The sequence below is a fragment of the Paraburkholderia antibiotica genome (assembly GCF_012927125.1).
Lineage (GTDB): Bacteria > Pseudomonadota > Gammaproteobacteria > Burkholderiales > Burkholderiaceae > Paraburkholderia > Paraburkholderia antibiotica.
Window position 1 is genome coordinate 21,331 of the sequence record NZ_JABBFZ010000017.1, and the last position, 21,816, is coordinate 43,146.

Below are 21,816 nucleotides of genomic sequence, written 5' to 3' on the forward strand. Positions count from 1 at the left end.
GCGGTAATGCACCCGCTAACGCACCAGCGCGGCTAGCGGCGGCAGTGTCTTTTCATAGGCGCTTTCGAGCACGTCGAAGCAGTCCTCGCAAGTGTCGCGGCGGCCACGCGCGATCGCGCGGACCAGCCGGAACTGCATCACCATCGACTCCGACGCGATCCGCTGCGCGGCCGCCGGAATCGTCGGCGGGATCTCGAAGCCCTGCGCGAACAGCCACAGCAGATACTTCGACAGAAACTCGAAATTCGCGCCGAGCTGGCGCATCAGATTGAACGAGTACAGATGGAAGTACGCCTCGTCGCGCTCGAACAGCGTGTCGAGATGCGCGGGAAACGCGGCCCGCCATTGGGAGATCGGATTGACGAGCGGGCGCCGATCCAGATGCACGCACAACAGTTCCGCCGACGTATCCGCGAGCGCGGTGCCTTCGAGCGCCGGCCGCGCCTGCTTGGCGAACTCGACGTACGGAAACAGCAGGTCGGGCTGCCCGGCGAAATGCGGCAGCTTGCGGAACACGCCGTCGTAATCCTCGCCTTCGAGCCAGTGATAACCGGCGTTGTGGAAGTAGCCGATGCGACGCGCGGCGATGTCGACGAAGTCGATGCCGATGGTGGTCTTCGGATGCTCGCGGCGATACGAGGTCGCGCGCGTGTCGGGCAGGTAATAGCCATCCACTTCGGCGAGCACCGTATGGCCGCGTAACGTTTGCGCGAGCACACGGGATTCGAGCGAGTCGTAGATTGCGAGTTCCTGGACCTGAATGCCGTAGAGCCGGTCGAGATCGTCGAGAGGAAACTTGAAGAAGGTGAACTGATCGCCCTCGAAATCCTGCGTGACGGTGAACGCCAGCGCCGCGCGCGGATCGAGCCCGAAGCCATGCAGCAGTTCGATCCACAGATCGACGTAGCAGTTGGTCTCCTGCCACACGCGCTCGCCCTGATGCAGCACGTGCGGCACGTGCTGCACGTGTTCGTACAGGCTCGCGCCGACGCGCGGCGCGAGCCCGGAGGGCACCTGATAGGGCGCATGAGCCGGCACGCTGCCCGCGCGCCGCGGCAGCGGCGAGCTCGCCAGCGTGTCGCCGCTCGCCGGTGTCGACGGCGAATTCATGCGGGGTCCCCGCCGGCGGTTGCGGTCTGTGTCATCTGCATCGCGTGGGCGACGCGCGCTTCGGTGTCGCCCCACAGCAGCGCGCGCACCTCGTCGGGCCACGCGTTCACGTCGAGCCCGTGATGACGGAACAGCGCGAGCGTGATGCGCTCCATGCCGAAGCCGACGCAGCCGGTATGCGCGACCGAACCGTCGTCGCAGACGATCTTCCAGATCGCGCCGAAGTGGTCCATGTGATAGTTGAACGACAGGCACGCGGTCTTGCCGCGCGGATCCGCAACCGGGATCAGCAGCTCGAACTTCAGTGCCTGCGCGCGCTGGCTATCGGCGACGATCTTGCCGCCGCGGCCGAAGAACGGGTCGTTCGCGAGATCCACTTCGACCGGCAGTTTCAGCAGCTCGACGAGCAGCTCGCCGCGCTCGATCCACATCTGCCGGAACGCCATCACCTGTTCGGCACTGCCGAGCCGCACGTATTCGCGCTGCCGGAACATCTGCATGCGGCCCGGATCGAGCGAGGGCTCATGGCGAAAACAGTACGACAGCACATCGACGGTGCGGCCCTCGGCGGGCAGCGGCCCGCGTCGCGCCATCACCGGATAGATCGGATAGCACGCGGCCGGCGTCAGCACCACGCGGGTCGGCTTCTGCTGCTCCATCCACGCGTCGTCGCGGTCGTCGTCGCGTTCGGCCATCGCATCGTCGAGCGCGCGCAGCAGACGATGGTGACCCATGTCGTTGCCGCAGAACGAATGGATCGTGCCGGCGAGATTCGGAAAGCTCTTCAGATACTCGCTGTCCTCGAAGTCGGTGCGGCGCATCGCCGGCGGAAAGCGCAGTACTTCGGGCTGCTGATCTTTGCCCAGTTGCGTGATCGCGACGTTCAAACGGTCCAGCACGTCTTCGAAAGTCTGGCTGCGGCCATACAGGCCATTCTCGCCGGTATCGATCAGCAGGCCGGCGGCCAGCATCTCGTCGCGCAGCGTCAGCGAAGGCCCCAACTCGGCGGCGTCGGCGGCCGCCGCGGCCGCGGCGTCGGTCATCAGATTCATTCAATGTCTCCCCGGTGCGGCCGGACGTTGCGCAAGCAACAGGCTCGCGGTGTTCTGTGCGATACGGTCGTTGTTGATCATTAGCGGCGCGGAGTGCAGATCGCGCAGATGCCGGCCGACGCTATACGGCGTGCCGTTCTTGTAGCCCGCCATGCCGCAGATCATCAGCACTTCCTGCACGACCTGCAGCGCGGTGGTTGAGATGCTGGTCTTCAGCGTGTTCATGTCCGCCGCGAAGCCGAGTTGTGCGGCGAGCGGCGCGTCGGCCTGCTGGCCGGGCTCGTCGTGGCACGACTGACGCGCATTGCGCGCGGCCTCGAACGCGACCGATAGCCGCGCCTGCATCATCTGCAGCAGACCGACCGCCTCGGCGAGCCGCAGGCCGGCCGGCGGCATCGTGCCGGGCTTCGCGCGCGCCTGGGCGCGGAAGAACGCCTTCGCGCGATTGACCGCGTCGGCGGCGATGCCGGTCCAGACCGACGCCCACAGCGTGTGCGAAACCGGCAGCATGGTCTGGTCGGCGATGTCGGCGAACGGCGTCGCGAGGACCTGTTCGGCCAGCCCGCCGGCGACGAGCCGGAAGCCCTCGCTGCAGGTGCCGCGCATGCCCAGCGAGTCCCACATGCCGCGCTTGTCGAGCTGGAGGTCGGCGCGCAGCGCGACGGCCAGTACCTGGTCGGCGGCGGCCGCGTCGGCGCTGCGCCGCGCGGTCACGAGGATCACGTCGGCGGCGGCGCCGTACGAGATCGTCGGTGCGAGCTTTTCGATCCGAAAGCACGCACCATCGAACTCGATCGCGCAGGCGCTGGTGCGCAGGTTGCCGCCGATCGTTTCCTCGGAGGTCGCGGATGCGAGCAGCCATTGCTGTTCGACCAGTTGCTCGAGCAGGCGCGCATGCCATGCGGAATTGCCGCGATGGACGTCGATACAGGCGACCTGGATCTGATGCATCGCATAGATCATCGCGCTCGACGCGCAGCCCTGCGCGAGGATCTCGCAGATCGCGCCGATCTCGGCCAGCGCGAGGCCCGCGCCGCCGTACGCGGCGGGCACCATCGCCGAGAGCAAACGTTCGCGCTTGAGCGCGTCGAAAGCCTCGACCGGGAAGCGCGCGTCGCGATCGACCGCGTCGGCGTGATGCGCGGCGATCGCGGCGCAACGATGCGCCGCGGCACGCCATGCGGGTTCGGGAGCGAGCGAGGTCAGCGCGGCGACGCTCGCGCTGTTGCTGGCCTCCATGCCGGCGGCGGGCGTGCCGGTTGCGGCCGCCACGGCGGCCGGGTCCAGCAGCGGCGCGCTCATGCTGCCGCCTTTGCCTGCTGCAGTTCGGCGATCGCGGCCGCCATCGCGTCGATGCTCGAGAACAGGCGGCGCGTGAGCATGCGGTCGGGAATCTCAACGTCGAATTCGTCTTCCATCGCGAGCATCAGATGTACGGTCGCGAGGGACGAGAGGCCGGCGGCGTAAAGATCGGCGTCGTCGGGGAGACTCTCTACCGGAACGTCCAGGCGGGCGGATTCGGAAAGGATACGTCTCAGGGCTGTCTTCATTTGGGTGGTCCCCTTCTGGTCCAAAGGTCTAACGGTTAATGCCGACGTAAAACGATCGCAGCACGTCGCTTTTCGTCGTGATGGTTTTGCTTGTAATCGGTCCAGGCGGCGTGCAAGCCGCGCGGTGTTGGCACATGGCGCCGCGGCGCCGTCGTGCGGTGATGACACCCCTCGAGCCATCCCCGCCAACGGGCGCATTGTGGGCCGTGCGCTGGTAGCTGGTATTTAAGAATTGTCAAAGCCCAGCGTCAGTGCGATGCCGCACGGAAACACGCGTTTCGCGGACGTACCGTGTAGCCCGTGACGATGGACCGTCATGCCCGAGCCCGTCATCCGGTCTGCGGGGCAGGGTGCGGTCCCGCAATCCGTTGACCGCTGGAGGAGCTTGATGAACTGGAAAACGCTGGAATTCGAGCAGCTATCCGCGCGTGAGTTGTACGTCGTGCTGCGCGCGCGCAGCGCGGTGTTCGTGGTCGAACAGTCGCACGTCTGCCTCGATGCCGACGGTCGTGACGAGCATGCGCTGCACGTCTTCGCAACCGAAGACATGGCGCGGCCGATGCCGATTCTCGCCTATGCGCGCGTGCAGCCCGGCGACTCCGAGGATCCGGAGGTCATGATCGACAAGGTGCTGACGAGCCCGCTGCGGCGCGGCGACGGCACCGCCGAGATGCTGATCGAGCGCGTGCTCGATGCGGTGGCCGAACGCTGGCCGGGCCGCGCCACGCGGGTGAGCGCGCCGCTCGGTCTGCGCGACTTCTACGAGCAGTTCGGCTTTCGTAAGACCGAGGGGCCGTACCTCGAGCACGGCGTGCCGTTTATCGGCCTCACACGCCAGCTGCGCGGTACGCCGCCGCGCTTCGGTTCGCGGCGCCGTGTGCGCGACGACGCGCCGTTCGTGAATACCTTCGAGCTGCTGTAATGCCGCGTGTGCTTGTTACGCCGTCGAGCGCACGGCTCGGCGTGCCGCAGTCGTCAGACAGAACGCGTGCGACGCTTTCGCCGGCCGAGGTCGCGTCGGCTTCTTCCCCCGCCTCGAAGTCGGTGGACGACGCGGCGCCGGGTCTGCGCTATCCGTTGCGTCTGCCGCTGCTGCTGTTCGGCATCACCCTCGCGCTGATCCTGCTGCATCAGGGGCGTCTCGTCGAATATCTGTATCCGGCGGGCGCGATCGGCGTCGCACTGGTGCTGTATCTGCGCTCGCCCGCGCATTACCTGGGTTTTGTCTGCTGGTTGTTCTTCCTGTCGCCGGAAGTGCGGCGGCTCGCCGATTTCGTCGACGGCGCGTTCAACGCGCAAAGCCCGATCATGATCGCGCCGCTCGCGGCGGTGTCGCTGACCGGGTTGACGTTGCTCAAGCACATGTCGAAGCTCGGCCAGCGGCGTGCCGCGCCGCTCGTGCTGATCGTGATCGCGCTGTTTTATGCGTTCGTGGTCGGCGCGGCGCAGGTGGGACCGTTCGGCGCGACCTTCACGCTGATCAACTGGCTCTATCCGGTGCTGGTGTCGTTCTATCTGATCGTCACGTGGCGTCACTATCCGGACTATCACCGGGTGCTGCTGAAGACTTTCATTTATGGCGGACTCCTGATGAGCGTGTACGGCCTCGTCGAATTCGTCTCGCCGATGCCGTGGGACGCGTTCTGGCTGATGTCGTCGAAGATGCAATCCGAAGGGCACGCGGTGCCGTTTGGCATGCGCGTGAGCAGCACGATGAATTCGTGCGGCCCGTTCGCGGTCACGCTGATGTCGATTCTGCTGACCTCGCTCGCCGCGCGCGGGCGCATGCGCATCGTGCTCGGCTGCATCGGCGTGCCGGTGCTGCTGCTCACCAGCGTGCGCAGCGCGTGGGGCGGCTTCGCGGTCGCGCTGATCTATTCGTTCGCGATGCTCGACGGCAGGAACCGTCTGCGGATGCTCGCGGCGGTGTTCGGTCTCGCGCTGATGGTCGCGCCGCTGATGATGGTCGATCAGGTGGCGACGCCGGTGCTCGCACGCTTCGACAGCATGCAGAACCTCGGTCAGGACGACAGCTATCAGGTGCGCTCGGAGTTCTACAAGACGTTCTTCGCGTCCGCGCTGACCAATATCGCGGGGCAGGGGCTCGGCACGACCGGCGTCGGCACCAAGCTCTCCGACAACTCGGCGGTGCAGACGATGACCGACTTCGACAGCGGTCTGATGGAAGTGCCGTACGTGATGGGCTGGCCCGGCACGCTGCTGTACGTGAGCGGCGTGCTGATGCTGCTGTGGCGCGCGTTTCGCGCGAGCCGTCAGCGCCCCGGCGACCTGTTCGCGAATGCGGGCGTCGGCGTCGCGCTCGGGATCGTCTCGCAGATGGTGTTCGTCAACACGCTGACCGCGGTCGCGGGAATGCTTTTCTTCATCGGCGCGACGCTGCCGGTGATTTCGCTGCGCTATGCGCGCGAAGGCCGCGGCGCGAATCGCGCGGCCGCCGCGCCGGACCCGAAGCGCCAACAACGCACAACGACAACGATAAGCACCCACACAGCAGGATGAAAAACAACAGCATGCGGATTCTGATCGTCACCCATGCGGTGAAGAAAAACGATGGGCAGGGAAGGGTCAACTACGAGATCGTGAAGGCCGCGCTGGCGGCCGGTCATCGCGTGACGCTGCTCGCTTCCGAGGCGGCCCCCGAACTGCTCGACCATCCGCGCGTGCGTTTCGTGCCGATCGCGCCGAGCCGGCTGCCGAGCCGGCTGCTGCAATACCAGATGTTCGCGTGGCGCAGCGGTGCGTGGATTCGCGCGCATCGCGACGAGTTCGACATCGTGCACGTGAACGGCTTCATCGCATGGGCGCGCGCCGACGTCAACGCGGCGCACTTCGTGCACGACGGCTGGTATCGCTGCGGCTTCTTTCCGTTCCGTCTGCTGCGCGGCTTCTATCAAGCGTATCAGGTGATCTACACACTGCTGAATATCGTCTGCGAGAAGTGGGCATTTCGTCACGCCGAAGTGATCGTGCCGGTTTCGCAGCGAGTCGCGAGCGAAGTGGGCGCGTTAGGCATCGACGCATCGCGCATGCAGGTGATCCATAACGGCGTCGACGTCGACGAATTCACGCCGGGCCCCGCCGAGCGCGCGCGCTTCGGTCTGCCGGAGGCGCCGTTCATGCTGCTGTTCGCGGGCGATCTGCGGATGTCGCGCAAGAACCTCGACACGGTGCTGCACGCGCTCGTGGCGACGCCCGCCAACGTGCATCTGGCGGTGGCCGGGATTCTGCACAACAGCCCGTATCCGGCGCTCGTGCAATCGCTCGGCTTGAGCGGGCGCGTGCATTTCACCGACATGGTGATGGACATGCCCGCGCTGATGCGCTCGGTCGATGCGTTCGTGTTTCCGTCGCGCTACGAGCCGATGGGGCTGGTGCTGCTCGAAGCGCTGTCGGTCGGATTGCCGGTGATCACGGTGCGCACCGCGGGCGGCGCCGAGGTGATTACGTCCGGTAGCGGCATCGTGCTCGACGACCCGGACGACGCCGAGGCGCTCACCGCCGCGATCGTGCGGCTCGCGAGCGACCCCGCTTACGCCCGAGGTCTCGGGCAAACCGCGCGCCGCGTCGCGGCGACGCTCAGTTGGCAGGCGATGGCCGAGCGCTATCTCGCCGTCTACGCGCAGGTGTATGCGCAGCGTCATGCGCAGGCGGTGCCGGCGCGCGCGACGGCATCGGTGAAGCTATGAGCAGGACGATGCGAAGGACCGCGAAGGGGAGTCGTGAAAGGATGATTAAAGGAGCAGCTAACGGAGCCGTTGAAGCAGCAGTCGAAGGCGCCGTCAAAGGCGTGACCCAGGGCGCTGCGCAGGGAACCGCCAGGCGGAGCGTCGGCGACGCGACCCGCGGGACGTCGAAGGATGCCGCTGGCAGGATCAGGCCGGACTTCACGAAAGACACCCCGAAAAACACTGCGCAAACCAGCCCGACGAAGCCTGCGATCGATTCGCTGCAGATCGGCATGCACTGGTTCAACGAACGGCCCGGCGGCCTCGACCGCATGTATCAGTCGTTGATCGATACGCTGCCCGCGCAGGGCGTCGGCGTACGCGGCATGGTGGCCGGTAGCCCCGGCGTGTTCGACGCGTCGGGTGGACGCGTGTGGTCGTTCGCCGACGCGCAGGCGCAACTGCATACGCGGCTGTGGGGTTCGCGCATGCAGTCGCTGTCGCTGCGCGCGGCGAAGATGCCCGACGTCGTCGCGTCGCATTTCGCGCTGTACGCGGCGCCGACCGTCGGCGTATTTCGCCACGTGCCAAAGGTCGTGCATTTTCACGGGCCGTGGGGCGCGGAATCGCATCCGGGCGGTGGAGGCGGCTGGTCGCGCGCCGCGCGCGTCGCGCTCGAACGCTTCGTATATCGCGGCGCGACGCGCCACATCGTGCTGTCGCGCGCGTTCGGGCGGCTGCTGCACGAGACCTACGGTGTGCCCGAGGACAGTATTCGGCTCGTGCCGGGCTGCGTCGACATCGGGCACTTCGATATCGATCTCGGCAAACGCGAGGCGCGCGAGCGGCTCGGCTTGCCGCAGGACCGGCCGCTGCTGTTCTGCATTCGCCGGCTGGTGTCGCGCATGGGTCTCGAGGACCTGATCGACGCGATGGCGGTCGTCAAGCCGCAACTGCCCGACGTGCTGCTGACGATCGCCGGCAAGGGACCGCTCGAAGCGCAGTTGCAGGCGCGTATCCGCGCGCGCGGACTCGACGGGCACGTGCGGCTCGCCGGCTTCGTGCCCGACGACGACGTGCCGCTGTGGTATCGAGCAGCCGATCTGTCGATTGTGCCGACCGTGTCGCTCGAAGGCTTCGGACTCACGACGATCGAATCGCTCGCGGCCGGCACGCCGGTGCTCGTTACGCCGGTCGGTGGTCTGCCGGAAGCGGTGGCGCCGCTCTCGGCCGAACTGGTGCTGCCGTCGGGCGGCTACAAGTCGATCGGCGAGGGCATCGCCGAGGCGTTGCTCGGCCAGCGCGTGTTGCCGACGAGCGACGCGTGCCGCGCGTATGCGCGCCGTCATTTCGACCGGCCGGTCGTGGCCGCGCAGGTCGCCGACGTCTATCGCGAAGCGATCAGCGTGTTCTGAGCCGGCCGTCGCGATGCAACGTCCTGCCCGCAAGACCGTCGAGCGGCTGGTGTGCGCGGCCGCGCTGGCGTTGCCGCTCGTCGCGCTGCTCGCGGCGTCGGGTGGTGACGATGCGAGCGGGCATGGGGTGTCGCCCGATCGCCGCGATGCCATGCGGGCAGCGGCCACGCATCGGTCGCTGACGTGGCGAACCTCGTGGATCGGCAATACGTGGGGTTACGGCGATCAGCGCTGGATGCAGATCGACGTGCAGGCGCTCGCGGTCACGCCCGACGGCGACGTGTTCACCAATGCGCCATGGGACGAGGGCGGCGGCGAACTCGGCCAGTACCGTGGCGGCGAACTCGTGCGTCACGGCGGCGAGTCGCACGGCTGGGGCATGATGGGTGGCGACGCGATCGCCGCGAACGACGACTACGTGTACGCCGCGCAGACGATCGTGAGCCTTGGCAACGAGGAAGCGAAGCGTCGGCCGACGCCGCCCGAAGGCGAAGTCTTGAGCGGCGTGTCGCGTCGCAGCCGCGCCGATATCCGCGACGGCGTGCCGTTCGCCGGGCAGTTGAAGTTTCCAGGCGGCAGCCGTCTCGCGTTTCTGCCGATCTCGCGCTATGCCGCGAAAACCGATTACGCGATTCGCGGTCTAGCCGCCGACGAGACGCGTCTGTTCGTCTCGAACGCGCTCGACAATCGCGTGCAGGTGTTCGACGCGCAAACCATGCAGCCGGTCGGCGCGTTCGCGGTGCATGAGCCGGGCCGTATCGCGCTCGCGACGGATGGCTCGCTGTGGATCATCGAAAACAGCCGCGGCGACACGGCGAGGCGCGTCGTGCATCGTTCGCGCGACGGCGCGCGCCTCGGCGAGCTGACGCTGCCCGACGGCGTGGTGCCGGTCGATCTCGCGGTCGATACGCACGGCCGCGTGCTAGTCGCCGATAACGGCGCGCGCCAGCAGATTCTGATTTTCACCGCCGATCCGGCAGGCACCTTGGGCGCTACAAACACCACCCGCACCGCCATGCGGCTATCCGCGAGTTTCGGCGAGCAGGGCGGCATCTACTCGGGTCGCGCGGGCGCGGTAGGGCCGCGCCGGTTCAACGGCCTGACCGGCGTCGGCGTGGACCGCGCGGGCAATCTGTACGTGTCGATGAACGGCGCGGGGCCGCGTCCAATCGGCACCGGTCCCAGCACCTACGACGGCGCGTTGCTCGAAAGCTATACGCCCGACGGCGCGCAGCGCTTCAGTCTGCAAGGACTCCTGTTCATCGACGGTGCGCAGTTCGTCGACGGCGAGTCGCCTTCCGTGTATAGCGGCAGCAAACGCTTCACGCTCGATCTGTCGCGCGCGCCCGGCGAAGAGTGGGCGTATGCGGGCTACACCGCCGACCGCTTCCGCTATCCGTATGACCCGTACTTTCATCTCTACCTGGGCGGCCAGCGCGGCATGCCGATGGTGCGCGACGTGCGCGGCCACCGCTTGCTCTATACGACCGATATGTACTCGTCGTACTTACGGATTTACCGCTTCGCCGCCGACCGCGAGACGGCGATTCCGGCGGGCTTTTTCACGCAGGAGCATATCGACGGCGCATGGCCGCCGAACCAGCCGGCGCACGGCGAATGGATCTGGCGCGACATCGGCGGCAACGGCGACTTCTCCGCCGCCGCGTTCGATCAGAGCCCGAGCCGCGGCGATGCGCCGCTTCTGCGCGGCTGGTGGGTCGACCGTCATGGCGACATCTGGCAGGGCACGGAAGCAAAGGGCATCCGCCGTTTTCCGTTGCAGGGTTTCGACAAGCTCGGCAATCCGGTCTACCGGTACGATGCGATGCGCGAGTATCCGTTTCCCGCGCCGTTCAATCACATCGCCCGCCTGATTTATTCGGCCGACGACGACGTCATGTTCATCGCCGGTTCGACGCCCGCGCGTCCGTTCAATCAGGACAACTGGAATAGCCTGGGGACGCAGCTCGCGCGTTACGACCACTGGAGCAGCGGCCAACCGGTACTGCGCTACATGATCGATCTGCCCAGTCTCAGCAAGCCCGCGTCGCTATCTCTTAGCGGCTTCGCGGAGGCCGGCGACTATCTGTTCGCGGTCGAAGCGCGCAGCGCGATCGTGCGCGTCTACGACCGCGCGAACGGGCGCGAGATCGGCCGGTTCGCGCCGGGCAAGGAGGTGGGCGAGACGAGCGGCTGGACCGACGTGCCGATGCCGATCACCGCGCATCGTCTCGACTCGGGCGAATACCTGGTGTTCGTCGAGGAAGACGCGCACGGCAAGGTGTTGATGTATCGCTTCACGCCTGCGACGGCGGCCGCCACCGTCTCGACTGTTTCTCGCGATCCTTCCGGAGTAGTCGCGAACCGATGAAGACGCTCGTGTGGCTCATCCGGCACAAACGGGTGGCAACGGCATCGTCGACCTGACGGCACGATCTCGCGTGTCACAACGCGACGCGCACCGAATCTCCGAACGCCAACTCTTCGCAAGCGCCGCGTGCCACGGCGCAACGCGAGGCAACGCAACGCAGCGCGGCTAGCCCTCGGCCTGCTTCGTCGACGGCACGAAGCGTGTCCATGCCTTGTAAAACGCGGCCCGCAATTCGCTCGACCCATGCAGCGACATGCCGAAGTTCGCGGCGGTCAACGCGAGCCCGACGACGATCGCCACCGGCAGCGCGCCGATCGAATCCGCCAGTACGAGCGCGACGATCAGGAACGCGAGGTGCGCGAGCATATTGCGCACGATCGACCACACGTGCAGCTTCGCGAACGCAAGCAGTATCGAATAATCGAGCAGCGCTTTCAGCACGACCACGACCGCGGCGCCCATGAGCCCGAACCAGTGGATCGCGCACCAGAGCGCGCCGGCGAAGAACGGCAGTTGCAGCCAGCTCACGCCGGCGACGAACGCCGGGTTGGCCTGCGCCTGGATCAGGATGCCGAGCAGGCTCGACTGGCCGGCGAGCCACACGCCGAGTATCAGTACGCTCGCGACCGGCGCCGACGCGGCCATCGTCGGGCCGAGCCACAGCAGCAGAAACGGCTTCAGCGCGAACAGCGCGACGATCACGCAGGGTGTGAACGCGCCGTTCAGAAACGCGAGCGAGCTATGCGCGAGCGCATCGGCATCGGCGCGCGAGGCTGCCGACAGACGCGGAAACAGCGTGCGCGCCATCGCACCCGGCAGCAGGTTCAGGCGCGTGACGAGGTTCTGCGGCGTCGCGTAGTAGGTGACGAAGCGCGCGCCGAGCAGCGCGCCGATCAGCACGCGATCGAGCGTCGACGCGATCATGTTGGCGCCGGAAAACATCAGCATCCAGCGGCCGTAGCGGAATAGCTCGGCCATCAGGTGCCATTGCGGTAGACGCAGGCGGCGAATGCCGAGCGCGCGAAACGCCGCGACGCCGAGCATCAACCCGCCGACGAAGCGTGCGATCACACAGGCCGGAATCACTACCGCGAGCGACGCCGAGAACATGAAGATCGCCGCGAGCGGGAACAGCTGGAACAGCGCGGTGCCGATCGTCTGATTGATGTTATAGCTGGTGAAGCTCTCGACGCCGGTGAGCGAGCCCGCGAACACCCACGAGACGTTGGCGATCGGCACGGCCGCCGCGATCCACGGCAGGCTCGCCATCACTTCGTGCTGGAAGGTCGGTTCGATTTTCACGCCGTGCGTGATGTAGATGATCGTGCCGACATAGATCAGCACGCCGCCGACGATGCCGGTACCGAGATTCATGAACCACGCGCTCCAGAAGATGCGCTCGATCGAATCGTCGGTGGCGGCGCGTGCCTTGGCGATCTGGTTTTCGGTGGCGAGACTGGTGCCGAGATCGAGCACGCTGAAGTAACCGATCAGCGTCCAGACCAGATTGATCACGCCGTAACGCGCGGCACCCAGCAGATGGATATAGGCCGGCACGGTCACGAGGGAAACGAAGGTCGGTGCGACGGCTCCGGCAAAGTTGATGAAGATGTTCCTGACGATACTTCTTTCCATAGTTCGCAGTCCGACCGATGAGGCTTGCAATCGTGTGATTTTTCCCGGCACGGCGGCCGCGCGGGCGCGCCACGGCGCGCGGTGGCGATTCGCCGCGAGTCTTGCATCTTGCCCTGGTGTGCCGCGTGCCTGTGTGGGTGGCCGAACAGATAGGCACTAACAGGAGGGGGTTAAATGTCAATTGTCTTAAGGTAACGTGCCGCCCGGCCACGGGCTGTCGCACGAACCGGCTTCCGGAGTTGGCATGGTTGAACTGAATCACGGGCAGAGCGGCGCGGCGCAGGCAGAAAACGCGGCAAGTGCAGCAAGGGCGCGGCTGATCTCGATCTGCATTCCCACCTGCAATCGGGCCGCTCTGCTCGAGCAGGCCCTCGCCAGTTGTGCGGCGCAAACGTATCGCGAGTTCGAAATCGTGGTCGGCGACGATTCGCGCGACGACAGCGCGCAGCGGGTCGTCGAAGCGTGGCACGCGCGTTGCGACCGGCCGATCCGCTACCGGCGCAATGCGCCGCGGCTCGGTCAGGCGGCCAACGTGAACCGGCTGTTCGCGCGTGCGCACGGCGCGCGCCTCGTGCTGCTGCATGACGACGATCTGCTCGAGCCGACTGCTTTGAGCACGCTCGACGCGTGCTGGCGAGAGCATCCCGATCTGGTCGCTGCATTCGGCACCCAGCGCGTGATCGCCGACGACGGCAGCGCTCGCCCGGACGCGACCGAACGCCTGAACCGCGACTACCGCCGCGTGCCAGAACGAGCCGGCCGGCTCGCGGTGCCCGCGCTGGCCGGCATCGATCAGATGTTTCCGAACAACGGCTATCTGGTCGACACGCTCGCGGCGCGTCGCATTGGTTATCGCACGCGGAGCGAAGTCGGCGACGCGTGCGACTTCGACTTCGGCTTGCGCCTGTGCGTCGAGGCGAGCGCCGTGTATTTCGTCGACGAATTCGTGTCGGTGTCGCGCGAGACTGCGTTGTCGATTTCCACGCACGCATTACCGGCGATGCATGCGTTCGCGCAACTGCGCGACAGCGCGGTGCCGCCCGCCGCGCAGGCCGCGCGCGCCGACGCGTTGCGTCGCATCGCGCCGCGCGCGGCGTCCGCGTATGCCCGCGCCGGCGAGGCAGCCGGTGCATGGCGGGTGTTGTTGTCGAAGCACTATCCGCTGCGCGAGCGGTTGCGCGCGCGCTTTCTCTATCACCTGATGCTCGCCGCGCGCGCGACGTTCGCGAGCCCCGCTCGGGGGCGCCTCGCGTAATGCGAAGCGCGCGCCGTTCGGGTTGTGTGAGTCATGTGCCACGCGAATCGGGGGGCGCGTGAGGGGCATGAATCGCATTAGTCGCGCTCGCATCGCGCGGCATGCTGCATCGCATCGCATACCGTCTGCGCCGCTGGGCTTGCATCGGAGTCCGGAACAATGTGGCGGGACGCACATATGCGCGCGGCAAGCTTTGTTGTAATACTTGAAAGAAAAATCTCGTGAGGAGTGTACTGTGAGACCCATCGTCTTCGACGGCAAATTCGGCTGGTTGCATCCAGCGGACGGCCCGGATGGCGTTGTGATGTGTTCCCCGTTCGGCTACGACGCGCTGTGCACATATCGCGGCATGCGCCGGCTCGCCGAACGTCTTGCCGCGCGCGGCATGCCGGTGTTGCGCTTCGACTATCCGGCCACGGGGGATTCGGCCGGCGACCCGACCGATGCGGGTTTGTGGCGCGCGTGGATCGACAGCGTGAAGCAGGCGGTCACGCAGTTGCGCGCGGCGACCGGCGTCGAGCGCGTGAGTCTGTGCGGTCTGCGTCTGGGCGGCACGCTCGCCGCGCTCGCCGCGCAGGAGTTGGGCGACGTGCAGGGTCTTGTGCTGATGTCGCCGGTGATGTCGGGCAAGCATTATCAGCGCGAATTGCGCGCGCACTACCGGCAGTGGCTGGCATTGCCCGCCGCGATGGATTGCATGGTCGAGCCCGAAACCGACGAGTTCGTCGAGGCGTACGGTTTCCGGATGTATCGCGACACGCTCGACAGCCTGCGCTCGCTCGAACTGTTGCGCGACACGAACCGTCCGGCCGTGCGCGTGCTGCTGCTCGATTCGTTGAACGGTGCGCGCATGGACGCGCTGGCCGCGCACTACGCGCAGCATGGCGTTGAGATCGAACGCCGGCCGTTCGACGAATACAGCCGCTTCATGCTGGAGTCGCTCGACAGCGAAGAGCCGCATGCGGCGTTCGAGGCAATCGAAAACTGGTTCGCGGCAGGCGGCGCGCCGCTCGCGAGCACGCCGGCCGCGATCCCGCAGCGCGGCGAAGATGCGGCGGGCGGCCACTACGTCGAGGCCGGGCTGCTGGAGACGCCGGTGTGGCTGAACGGCGGCAAGGTGGCCGGCATCTACTGCCTGCCCGATGGCGTGGCCGCCGCGCGTGCGCCCGCGGTGGTGCTGCTGAACACGGGCGCGGTATCGCGTATCGGCAATGCGCGTTTCGGCGTGCATTTCGCGCGGCGCCTCGCGCGTCAGGGGATCGCGTCGCTGCGTATCGATGTGGGCTACCTCGGCGACAGCATGCCGTCGGTCGAGATGGTGAGCCTCGACGATCTGTACGCGCAGTCGAGCGTCGACGATGCCGCCTGCGCGGCGCGCTGGCTGGCCACGCGCGGTCACGCGGGCGCGGTGCTGGTCGGCATCTGCTCGGGCGCGTACGTCGGTCTGCATGCGGCGGCGCGCGAAGACGCGGTGCTCGGCGCGGTGCTCGTCAACGTGCAGAAGTTCAAATGGAAGAACGTCTGCGATGAACACGGCAAGCCGATGATCCCCGTCTCCGCGTTCGGCTCGACCCGCAACTACATGCGCTCGATGACGCAGCCGCGCAAGTGGCTGCGTGTGCTCAAGGGCGAGACCGGTGGTCTGGGACTGGTGCGCGAGTTGACGGTGCGGCTGTTCGCGCGGGTCGGCGAGACCTGCGCAGATCGGCTCGACCGCTGGTTCGGCGTCGAGCTTGGCGCGAGCGATGAGCGGCATCTGTTTGCCAGCCTCGATAAGCAGGGCGTCGATACGCATCTGGTGTTCGGCGTGCTCGACGAAGGCGTCGAGGAACTCGAACGCTGCTTCGGCGTACGCGGCGCGCGGATGCGGCGCTTCGAGCATGTCCACGTGGCCTTCTGCAAGCATACCGATCACGCGATCCTGTCGTCGGGCGCGCAGGAAAACATCATGTCGTACGTCGAGAACGTCTATCGCGGCGGCTTCACGAAGCTGCGCGAGCCCGTTATTGCGACGACCGACGACGAGTCGCGCAACCCGCAGAGCGAGTGCGAGGAAGCGGGCATGACCCAATGGCGGACCACGCCCGACAGCGGGCTGCGTCCGTTCGGAGAGGCGTGATGGCGAGCGCGCGCCGAGCCGCTCGCGTGCGTCGTTGCGGCGGCGCGGGTTGTCCACGCGGCGTAGGCGGCGTAGGCGGCGCGTCGGTTGCGGATTGGCGCGACGCGCGGCCGCTTTGCGCGCGAGCGACGGCGCAACGCTATCGGCACAGCGACGTGCGTGAGCGGATCGCCGACCGCCGCACGACCGATCCGCTCGAAGACGGCGACGCGTGGTGGCTTTACTTCATGACTCATAAACCGCTCGCCGCGCTCGGCGTCGACTGACCTCGACCGACGCGCGGACGAACGGAAAACCAACAGACAACGATTGCGACCGCGAGGCAATTCCTGGCGTCATGCCGGCCCTTGAACCAGACAGACTAGAACTCTACGGAATCGCATCATGAACCGAATAGTAGAACCAGGTAATCCGCTCGTGCCGCAGGCTGGACCTGCCAGCGCGCCCGCGCCGCTGACCGTGCAGCCGGTGATTCTCGCGGGCGGCTCGGGCACGCGCTTGTGGCCGCTGTCGCGCGAACGCAATCCGAAGCAGCTGATCGGTCTGATGGGCGACGAATCGCTGCTCGAAGCGACGCTGCGCCGACTCGACGACGCGTTCACGCTGGCCGCGCACGATGCCGCGCGCACCACGCCGCCGGCCGTGCCGCTCCTGGTCTGTTGCGAGGAATTACGGCTGCCGACGCTCGAACGCGTCGAGCAATACCGCAAGCCGGTGCGCATGCTGCTCGAACCGGTGCCGCGTAACACCGCACCGGCGCTGACGGTTGCGGCGCTGGCCGCGCGCGCGTCGGCGGCGGACGGCGACGATCCGATTCTGGTGGCGTTGCCCGCCGATCATCTGATCGCCGATCACGCCGCGTTCGGCGCGGCGCTGAACGAAGCGCTCGTGCATGCGGCGCGCGGCGCGATCGTCACGCTCGGCGTGCCGCCGCAACGCGCGGCGACCGGCTATGGCTACATCCGTACCGGCTCGGCGCTCGGCAACCAGGGCGCGCGCGCGATCGAGCGTTTCGTCGAGAAGCCCGATGCGGAACTCGCTGAACGTTACTTCGCGTCGGGCGAGTACTGGTGGAACAGCGGCATGTTCGTGGTGCGCGCGTCGGTGTGGCTCGCGGCGCTCGCGCTGTGTCGCCCGCTGATCGCGGCGGCCTGCAAGGATGCGTTCGAGCGCGCGAACGTCGATGGCGACGGCGCGCTGCATCTCGCGCGCGACGCCTTCGCCGCGTGCCCGGCCGATTCCGTCGACTATGCGGTGATGGAGCGCATCGGCACCGACGCGCGACTCGTCGGCGTGACGGTGCCGCTCAACGCGGGCTGGTCGGACGTCGGCGCGTGGGACTCGGTGTGGGATGCGTCGAGCAAGGATGCGGACGGCAACGTCGCGCGTGGTCGCGTGATGTTCGACGGCTCGCACGATAGCTTCGCGCATTCGGATGGCCGGCTCGTCGCGTGCGTCGGCGTGAGCGGTGTGGTGGTGGTCGAGACCGCCGACGCGGTGCTGGTCGCCGCGAAGGATCGCGTGCAGGACGTCAAGGCGATCGTCGGTCGTCTGAAGGCGCAGCAGGGCAGCGAGGCCGAGGAACATCGCAAGGTCGGGCGGCCGTGGGGCTTTTACGATTCGCTCGAACGCGGCGAGCGTTTTCAGGTGAAGCGCATCGTCGTGAAGCCGGGCGGGCGGCTGTCGTTGCAGATGCATCATCATCGCGCCGAGCACTGGATCGTGGTGCGCGGCACCGCGCTCGTCACGCGCGATGAAGAGCGCTTCCTGCTGTCGGAGAATCAGTCGACCTTCATTCCGCTCGGCGTCAAACATCGGCTCGAAAATCCGGGCAAGACGCCGCTGGAGATCATCGAGGTGCAGTCGGGCAGCTATCTCGGCGAAGACGACATCGTGCGTTTCGACGATCAGTATGGCCGCGGTGAGGGCAGCGACGGCGGCGCGGCGCGCAACGGCACGTCGGGCCGTTGAGTCGTCGATTCGATCGCTGGGATAAAACCAGACCAGAACCAGCGCGATCACCAGACCAGCCAATCACCCGGCCCTCGACCCAACCGGAGCGCCGTTCGACGAACGGCGCTTTCTCGATGTGCGCGGCGCCCGGCGTGCTACGCGGCCGCCACTGTCGCGAGGTTGCGGAGTCGAGCGGCCGCGGCCACTCGTTTCACGCGATGGTGGCCCGGGCGTTCATGTGGGGGGAGCGCGCTCGGGCTAACGCTCATGCAGCGATCGCGCTATCCCGCGCCCGCCGGTCGCCGCCGCGTCACTGAGCGCGTGTCACGCTAGCCGGCGGCTCCGAGCGTGCGCTTCAGCTCGGCCGCCTGGACGTATCAACGACCGACGCTCCAACGAACCCGTGCGTTCATGGCGTTTTCACGGCGTTTTCGCACGTTCGCCTAATTCAGACAATTTCATCTCATAACGTGCGTATTCGCACGATGTAAGCCCCTCAACACAGGCACGCTTGAAGAGCAAGCTTCGAGCCCGTCGAAACAGGCCGCGTTACACGAACGAAACAATTCTTCAGAGGGATAACCCTGTCAGGAAGTGTCCCAACTGGCGCATCTGTTTCGAAGCTAGCAACGTATCGTAAAACGATCCGATTTGCATAAGAACGGTACGTACGGGCCCTTCAATCAACAGGCTACGCGGGGTCAACACCGCTGCGGGGAGAGTGTTATGGAACAGGCAAACAAGGATCGCTCGCTGGTGAGCAAAGTGATGGACGGACTGGTCACCGGCATCGTCGAAGAAAAATACGGCGCGATACTGCCGCCGCAGGACGTCCTGTCGAAAGAGTTCGACGTGAGTCGCACAGTGATGCGCGAGGCGCTGTCGATGCTGCTCGCGCGCGACATGCTCGACGTGCGGCCGAAGATCGGCACGCGCATCCGGCCGATGAGCGACTGGCGCATGATCGACGAAGACGTCGTCAACTGGCGCTTTCGCGCGAAGCCTGATCCGATGTTTCTGCGCGACGTGATCGAGTTCCGCATCCTGATCGAACCACGCGCGGCGGCGCAGGCGGCCGCGCGCGGCGGTGCGGCCGAGATCGCGGCGATCCGCGAGGCGTTCGAGGCGTTCCGCGGGATTCGTCCCGGCGAGAGCAGCTACCAGGCCGCCGACGAACTGTTCCATACACGCATCGTGATCGCGAGCGGCAACCAGTTCTTCAGGCAGATGGCGGCGATCATTCGCGGCGCGCTGGCCAGTGTGAATCCGATCATGAGCGATCGCGACGGGCTGTGGGAGAGCGCGCTCGCGTCGCATCAGCGGGTGGTCGAGGCGATCGAGCGGCGCGATCCGAAGGATGCCGAAATGGCCTCGCTCGCGTTGATCGATTCCACCGCCGAGGAGCTCGGCGGCCGCTTTTCGGCGGAGCCGCCGGCGCGCGTGTGAAGCGTGTGAGCGTATGAGCCTGGCCGGGGCGTCTGTCGTCGGGCGAGGTGGCGGGCGTGTCGATGCGCGGATAGCGGGGCGCGCGACTATCTGTAGGGATGTGCGAGTGTCGAAGGGCATGGCCGGGGATGCAACCGGCCGCGCCGCGCAGACACGCGCTCGTGTGCGGCATGCGCGACAATAGCGGCTTGTTTCGAACCGCATGGACCCTGACAGACACGATGACAGACACGACGACGGCATCCCACGCAGCAAGCGCACATACGACAGCTCACGCAACGACGGCGGACGCCGGTTCATCACAGGACAATCGCGAGATTCGCTGGGGCATCGTCGGCACCGGCCGGATTGCGCGTCGTTTCGCGCAAGGACTCGCTTACGTGCCGCACGCGCGGCTCGCCGCTCTGTGGTCGCGTCGCGCGCAACCGGCGCAGGCTTTCGCCGATGAGTTCGGCGGCACGGTGTGCGACAGCTTCGACGCGTTGCTCGCGAGCGGCATCGACGCGCTCTATATCGCAACCGTCCAGGACAGCCACGCCGATTACGCGATCGCCGCGCTGCAGGCCGGCCTGCACGTGCTGTGCGAGAAACCGGCGACCATCAATCGCGCGCAGCTCGAACGCGTGCTCGCGGTCTCGCGCGCGTCGCAACGGCTCTTCATGGAAGCGATGAAGCCGCCGTTCTATCCGCTCTACAGAAAGTTGCGCGCGCAACTGGCGGCCGAGCCGATCGGCGAGGTCGGTCTCGTGCGCGCGGGCTGCTCGGTGCCGGGCGTGCCGGACGATCATCCGTCGCTGTCGTTCGAGCATGCGGGCGGCGCGCTGCTCGACATCGGCATCTACGAAATGTTTCTCGCGGTCGACTGGCTCGGCGCGCCACGCGACGTGCAGACCTTCGGCCGGCTCGGCCCGAGCGGTGTCGATACGTTCGCGAGTCTGAACAGCCAGCACGAGCGCGGTATTTCGCAGCTATTCTGCGGGCTCGATCTGCATGGCAAGGGCGATGCGCTGCTGATGGCGAAGGGCGGACACGTGACGATTCACGAGCCGTGGTGGAATCCGTCGCGCGCGACGATCCGTTATGCGGACGGCCGCGTCGTCGAACTCGACGAGCCGTTCGAAGGCGGTGGCCTGAACTACGAGACCGCGCACTTCTGCGAACTGATTCGCGCGGGTCGGCTGGAAAGTCCGTTGATGCCGCACGATACGTCGCTGCAGATGATCGCGATGGCCGATGCGGCGCGCGCGGCGCTCGGGCTGAAGTTCGCCGGCGAGTGAGCGGAGCGCGGCAGGGGCGAAGCAGCGGCGAATGAATCGATGCGCGCAAGAACGACCGCGCGCATAAAGAAACGCCGCAGTGCTCAGTGCCGCGTCGGCAGCGACAGACGCCGCTCGTACCAGCGCTGCGCCCATTCGAGCACCTGACACAGCACCCAGTAGACGGCCGCCGCGGCGAGATAGAGCGGCAACGGCTGATAGGTCGACGCGATGATCTCCTGCGCGCTGCGCAGCAACTCGGTCACGGTGATCACCGAGACCAGCGAGGTGTCCTTGATCAGGCTGATCAGACTGTTCGACAGGCTCGGCACCGCGATGCGCAGCGCCTGCGGCGCGATCACGTAGCGCAGCGTCTGCCGGCGCGACAGGCCGAGGCTATAGGCGGCGAGCCACTGGCCCTGGTGAATGCCGAGAATCGCGCCGCGCATGCTTTCCGACAGGTACGCGGCGACATTCGCCGACAGCGCGATCACGCCGGCCGGCGTCGGATCGAGCGAAATGCCGAAGCTCGGCAGACCGTAGTAAATCACGAAGATCTGCACGAGCAGCGGGGTGCCGCGCATCACGCTCACGTAGACGCGCGCGATCCAGTTCAGCGGGCGGCTGTGGCTGATACCCATCAGCGCGAGCACGGCGCCGCCGATCAGGCCGAAGATCATCGACAGGACCGCGAACTTGACCGTCAGCAACGCGCCCTGTGCGAGCACGGGCAGCGATTGAATCAGCAGGGAAGTGATGGACATGGACGGTGTACTGGTTGGCGCACAAAGCGCACATCATAAACTTTGGCGCGCGTTATCGTGCGGCTTGCGCGACGCAGATCGGGGTATACGCGACGCGCTTCGGGCGGCGCGCGGCGGTGTCGGCGATACATCGGCGCGGCCTGGGGTGGTTAAGTTGGCCTGAGGCTCGCGGCGCGTAGTCCGCGATTTGCATGCCGTTGCCGC

The 21,816-nt window shown here is 66.7% G+C and carries 17 protein-coding genes; 11 read left to right on the forward strand and 6 right to left on the reverse strand.

Annotation, left to right across the window (positions count from 1 at the left end; translation table 11 throughout):
• Window positions 1-15 precede the first annotated feature (15 nt).
• Genes HHL14_RS24085 through HHL14_RS24100 form a run of 4 tightly spaced genes read right to left on the reverse strand, consistent with a single transcriptional unit; the run spans window position 16 to window position 3,712 of the window.
• Complete coding sequence (locus HHL14_RS24085) at window positions 16-1,110, reverse strand: DUF1839 family protein (RefSeq protein ID WP_230413173.1); 1,095 nt, start codon at window positions 1,108-1,110, stop codon at window positions 16-18.
• Window positions 1,107-2,162: an amino acid--[acyl-carrier-protein] ligase gene (locus HHL14_RS24090; RefSeq protein WP_169500095.1), complete on the reverse strand. Its 1,056-nt coding sequence runs from the start codon at window positions 2,160-2,162 to the stop codon at window positions 1,107-1,109. Before HHL14_RS24090 ends, HHL14_RS24085 begins: the two co-directional genes overlap by 4 nt.
• Entirely contained in the window at window positions 2,163-3,464 is a 1,302-nt protein-coding gene (locus tag HHL14_RS24095) for an acyl-CoA dehydrogenase family protein (RefSeq protein ID WP_169500096.1), read from the reverse strand.
• A complete protein-coding gene (locus HHL14_RS24100; protein WP_169500097.1) occupies window positions 3,461-3,712 on the reverse strand; it encodes an acyl carrier protein in 252 nt (83 codons plus the stop codon). The genes HHL14_RS24095 and HHL14_RS24100 overlap by 4 nt, the downstream gene beginning before the upstream one ends.
• A 388-nt stretch (window positions 3,713-4,100) precedes the next feature.
• Between HHL14_RS24100 and HHL14_RS24105 the strand changes: the two genes are divergently transcribed.
• From HHL14_RS24105 to HHL14_RS24125, 5 genes are all read left to right on the forward strand, one after another.
• Window positions 4,101-4,634 (forward strand): GNAT family N-acetyltransferase, encoded by a 534-nt coding sequence (locus tag HHL14_RS24105; RefSeq protein ID WP_169500098.1) that lies wholly within the window; start codon window positions 4,101-4,103, stop codon window positions 4,632-4,634.
• Window positions 4,634-6,232: an O-antigen ligase family protein gene (locus HHL14_RS24110; RefSeq protein ID WP_169500099.1), complete on the forward strand. Its 1,599-nt coding sequence runs from the start codon at window positions 4,634-4,636 to the stop codon at window positions 6,230-6,232. Before HHL14_RS24105 ends, HHL14_RS24110 begins: the two co-directional genes overlap by 1 nt.
• A gap of 11 nt (window positions 6,233-6,243) precedes the next feature.
• Complete coding sequence (locus HHL14_RS24115; RefSeq protein WP_169500220.1) at window positions 6,244-7,419, forward strand: glycosyltransferase family 4 protein; 1,176 nt, start codon at window positions 6,244-6,246, stop codon at window positions 7,417-7,419.
• 272 nt (window positions 7,420-7,691) lie between these two features.
• Window positions 7,692-8,813: a glycosyltransferase family 4 protein gene (locus HHL14_RS24120; protein ID WP_169500100.1), complete on the forward strand. Its 1,122-nt coding sequence runs from the start codon at window positions 7,692-7,694 to the stop codon at window positions 8,811-8,813.
• Window positions 8,814-8,826: 13 nt separating this feature from the next.
• Window positions 8,827-11,184 (forward strand): NHL repeat-containing protein, encoded by a 2,358-nt coding sequence (locus tag HHL14_RS24125; protein ID WP_169500101.1) that lies wholly within the window; start codon window positions 8,827-8,829, stop codon window positions 11,182-11,184.
• Between the two features lie 165 nt (window positions 11,185-11,349).
• On the opposite strand, the gene HHL14_RS24130 is transcribed toward HHL14_RS24125, so the two are convergent.
• On the reverse strand, window positions 11,350-12,819 hold the full coding sequence (locus HHL14_RS24130; RefSeq protein WP_169500102.1) for an oligosaccharide flippase family protein: 1,470 nt from the start codon (window positions 12,817-12,819) through the stop codon (window positions 11,350-11,352).
• 244 nt (window positions 12,820-13,063) lie between these two features.
• Between HHL14_RS24130 and HHL14_RS24135 the strand changes: the two genes are divergently transcribed.
• The 6 genes from HHL14_RS24135 (at window position 13,064) to HHL14_RS24160 (ending at window position 20,869) form a co-directional block, all read left to right on the forward strand.
• On the forward strand, window positions 13,064-14,074 hold the full coding sequence (locus tag HHL14_RS24135) for a glycosyltransferase family 2 protein (RefSeq protein ID WP_169500103.1): 1,011 nt from the start codon (window positions 13,064-13,066) through the stop codon (window positions 14,072-14,074).
• A gap of 235 nt (window positions 14,075-14,309) precedes the next feature.
• Window positions 14,310-16,193, forward strand: coding sequence for an alpha/beta fold hydrolase (locus HHL14_RS24140; protein WP_169500104.1), 1,884 nt, complete (start codon window positions 14,310-14,312; stop codon window positions 16,191-16,193).
• Complete coding sequence (locus HHL14_RS24145) at window positions 16,193-16,459, forward strand: hypothetical protein (RefSeq protein ID WP_169500105.1); 267 nt, start codon at window positions 16,193-16,195, stop codon at window positions 16,457-16,459. The genes HHL14_RS24140 and HHL14_RS24145 overlap by 1 nt, the downstream gene beginning before the upstream one ends.
• Window positions 16,460-16,577: 118 nt before the next feature.
• Complete coding sequence (locus tag HHL14_RS24150; protein ID WP_169500106.1) at window positions 16,578-18,164, forward strand: mannose-1-phosphate guanylyltransferase/mannose-6-phosphate isomerase; 1,587 nt, start codon at window positions 16,578-16,580, stop codon at window positions 18,162-18,164.
• A gap of 708 nt (window positions 18,165-18,872) precedes the next feature.
• Window positions 18,873-19,592 carry a FadR/GntR family transcriptional regulator gene (locus HHL14_RS24155; protein ID WP_169500107.1) on the forward strand — a complete coding sequence of 240 codons (720 nt, stop codon included), beginning with the start codon at window positions 18,873-18,875 and terminating at the stop codon, window positions 19,590-19,592.
• Between the two features lie 221 nt (window positions 19,593-19,813).
• A complete protein-coding gene (locus tag HHL14_RS24160; RefSeq protein ID WP_169500108.1) occupies window positions 19,814-20,869 on the forward strand; it encodes a Gfo/Idh/MocA family protein in 1,056 nt (351 codons plus the stop codon).
• A gap of 83 nt (window positions 20,870-20,952) precedes the next feature.
• Here HHL14_RS24160 and HHL14_RS24165 read toward each other — a convergent pair whose 3' ends face one another.
• Window positions 20,953-21,612: an amino acid ABC transporter permease gene (locus tag HHL14_RS24165; protein ID WP_169500109.1), complete on the reverse strand. Its 660-nt coding sequence runs from the start codon at window positions 21,610-21,612 to the stop codon at window positions 20,953-20,955.
• Between the last annotated feature and the right edge of the window lie 204 nt (window positions 21,613-21,816).